Genomic DNA, 3,174 nt, shown 5'->3' with positions numbered 1-3,174 from the left:
AACAACGGCTGCTCAATCTAACATTACGAGCGTATCAGTAGGTCAGTCAGTAGTGAAATTGACTGCGAAAGTATTCTTGCGAGGCGCATACGATACCAATGTAGGATTGATGTTAGATGGCTTACGTAGCCAAGGTCTGATTCCATTAGTACAACCTTATGGTAAAGGCTCTTATACTGATATTCCTCACATTGGCGCTGAAGAAGCCACAACTACATCGGTATTGTCAGTAACTGGCAGTAATGCGATTGTTGACTGGGTATCAGTAGAGTTACGCGATAAGAATAATCCAAGTGTGATTTTGTACAGTCGTTCAGGTTTAGTACAACGTGATGGCGATATCGTAGATGTAGATGGTGTGAGTTGCTTGAGTTTTGTAGGCGCTGTTCCAGATAGTTATTATGTGACAGTTCGTCACCGTAACCACTTGGGAGCGATGACTGCGAATGCGATAGCGTTGACCTCAAGCTGTTCAGCCTTGGTTGATTTTACAAGTTCAAGTTTGAGCTTGTACAAGAAAGCTACCACTGATCCAGAATACACGGCTTATCCAACGGTAGAGCTAGGTAGTGTCCGAGCATTATGGGGAGGCAATGCCAGTCCAGATCGCTTTGTGATTTACCAAGGGCCAAATAACGATAGAACCTTTATCGGCAGTGTGGTATTGACCGATGCGGGTAATACCGAAGGCTTGAACAACTACATGGTAACAGGTTACTTACGACCAGATATTAACCTAGATGGTTTGGTAATCTTCCAAGGGCCAGGTAACGATGTAAACTTGTTGTTTAATGAGATATTCACTCATCCAGAAAACGTGGAGAAATTGAATAACTTCATTATCTACCAACAATTACCATAGAACTAAGTAGCAGAGGGGCTGAATAGAATCAGTCCCTCTCCCAAAACCATAGCAATATGAGACATATCCTATCCTCGATTTTCTTAGGAGTATCATTACTCATAAGTGGTCAAGTAGTTGGCCAAATCAAATATCAACTCAAGTTAGACGAAAATCTGAAGACATACCATGTGTATGCCCTTTCAGAAAAGAGTTATAAATCTCCACACAATTTAATTAGTACTGCTCAGATCACCTTCAAGGTAAAATCTGGGAGTGATTTTAAATTCAACAATCTTCGTTCGGCGTCTGAGTCGGATGTATGGGATTTGAATGGCGTATTAAAGTCACCGAGCTTAGCACCTAGTTACACTTATTATTCAGTCGGATTACAAACGATGGGGACGAGTCATTACGCCTTGAAAGAAGGAGAACTGATAGAATTGTTTTCCTTTGAAAATACAGGGATAGAGAATCCTCAAATCCAATTGATAAGTGAGACAGACGTAATGGTACAAAACCAAAAGACGACAAAGATTAACATAGGAAATCAGATTAACCTCTTGGGAGTAAGTTCTGGTTTACAGAATGCCTACAGTGGCAATACTGGCGAATCAGGCGTATCGGTGTTATCCTTACAAGAAATATATCCCAACCCAGCCATTGATAGATTGAAGGTTAAATGGGACAACCGCTTGGCAGAAGAGCCGAGCGAATTGAGTCTTCAACTCATTGATGCAACAACAGGTATTACGGTACAAGAAGAAAGTGTAGATCCTAGTTATGGGAAACACGAAGCTAGCGTAGAGTTGAAGAGTGTGAAGCTAGGCGGATATTTGTTGAAATTGCAAAGCAAGAACTTTAGTTCGAAGGCATTGCATGTAGTTGTCACAAAGTAGAACAGAAAACCCCACGAAATATATGAGAAAATTACTACTGGGCTTTGGTATTTTACTAGGGCTAGTTCTCAGCAATGGTAGCGCATATGGCCAAGGAAGTACTCCCCATTTTAGCTACAAAATAGAATTGCGCTCAGATGGCTATTACTATGCAACGATGAAGTCGGATGCGGCTTATAGTGCAAGTAGTAACCAAACGACGATCTCAACGATTCAGTATACCTTGGTGGCACCCATAGGTACTTTTGCCCCTATAAGTGCTACGAGTACCTCGATGACAAATTTAGTAGGAGGCGTGGAAGACTTACTACCTTCTACCAATGCAGGGAACTATATCTGGTCTACTCAGCGCACGGCGCTCAATACGACTACCGAGTATGGTTATTTTGCCTTGACAGGAAGTCCAATTCTTCCGAATATCGTAGCAGGTGTAGAGATTCCTTTATTTCGATTCCGTACACAAGCTTGTATTGGCAGTATTCGTATGTATCGCAACGTAGCAGATGGTACAGGTGGCGCAGATACTCCGAAATTAAATTCTGCTAACTCCATATATTTGAGTGGTGTAAGTGGAGCCTTATCAGATAGCTATAAAGACAATTATGGTACAGCAACGGTATGTCCAACGCCTCCGGTATCAGACCTAACGACTAGTATCAGTGGACCAAGTACAGGTACGCCAAGTACTCCTTTTGTGTATACTGTAACGGTAAACAACGTAGGTTCAGGAGCTAGTACAGGTAGCGTGAGTGAGAGCTTTAGCATTCCTACAGGATTAACTTTCAATAGTGGTGGTGGTAGCGGTTGGAGCTGTAGTCCAACAGGACCCGTAGCTGGCGCTACAACTATTGTATGTACGAATAGTTCACCGAATATTCCAGCGAGTGGCAGTGTGAGTTTTCCATTAAATGTTACCCCAACAACCACAGGAGGTATTGCAATTAGCGGTATCGTTTCAGGTGGTGGAGAAACCAACACGAGCAACAACAGTGCAACGAGCAATACGACGACGGTAGGCTGTGGTATTAGTGCAGGTGTCCTAAGTAAGCTTTAACCCTAACCAAGCAAGCAAGAAAGATATGATGACTTATATAATTCAAGAAAAAGTTCTAGGTTTTTTTCAAAGGTATGGAAAAAGCTTAGGGGTAGCCTTCCTTATGCTTATGTTATGGGAAAGTTCTTATGGACAGGCTTGTAACTACAAATCAGGAACCGTAACGATGAGTTTGAGTGGTCAAACCACAGGCTCAAATGTGAGTTCCCAGTTAGTATTGACGAATTCCTCAGGAATAATCCAATATGTGTCGCCCGTTAACGTGATGAGCATCGCCAATGTGGTTGCGAATACTTACCAAGCGGTAGCGGTGACGTATAACAATAGCGTTTCGCCGAATTTGACTGTAGGTGGCGATATCAACCTCGTGAGTTCATGTA

General features: G+C 42.4%; 4 protein-coding genes. All 4 read left to right on the top strand.

Annotated elements, in window-relative coordinates; genetic code table 11:
• On the top strand, window positions 1–862 hold an 862-nt coding region (locus BWI92_RS27540), incomplete at its 5' end, for a hypothetical protein (RefSeq protein WP_217903502.1).
• A 56-nt stretch (window positions 863–918) separates the two neighbouring features.
• Window positions 919–1,740, top strand: a complete 822-nt coding sequence (locus BWI92_RS26265) for a T9SS type A sorting domain-containing protein (protein ID WP_095168593.1) — start codon at window positions 919–921, stop codon at window positions 1,738–1,740.
• Window positions 1,741–1,762: 22 nt separating this feature from the next.
• Window positions 1,763–2,794, top strand: coding sequence for a hypothetical protein (locus BWI92_RS26260; RefSeq protein WP_095168590.1), 1,032 nt, complete (start codon window positions 1,763–1,765; stop codon window positions 2,792–2,794).
• A 25-nt stretch (window positions 2,795–2,819) separates the two neighbouring features.
• Window positions 2,820–3,174 (top strand): hypothetical protein (locus tag BWI92_RS26255; RefSeq protein WP_141234942.1); only part of this gene is annotated, 355 nt, incomplete at its 3' end.

Origin of the sequence: Flectobacillus sp. BAB-3569 (assembly GCF_002270355.1) — a bacterium.
In the GTDB taxonomy this organism is placed as follows: domain Bacteria; phylum Bacteroidota; class Bacteroidia; order Cytophagales; family Spirosomataceae; genus Flectobacillus; species Flectobacillus roseus.
The sequence above is the reverse complement of the archived record's forward strand: the minus strand, read 5'-3'. Positions and strand labels throughout refer to the sequence as shown.

Excerpts from the sequence above, each read along its gene's own strand:
- BWI92_RS26265 (WP_095168593.1), top strand. The coding sequence starts at position 919 with ATGAGACATATCCTATCCTCGATTTTCTTAGGAGTATCATTACTCATA.
- BWI92_RS26260 (WP_095168590.1), top strand. The coding sequence starts at position 1,763 with ATGAGAAAATTACTACTGGGCTTTGGTATTTTACTAGGGCTAGTTCTC.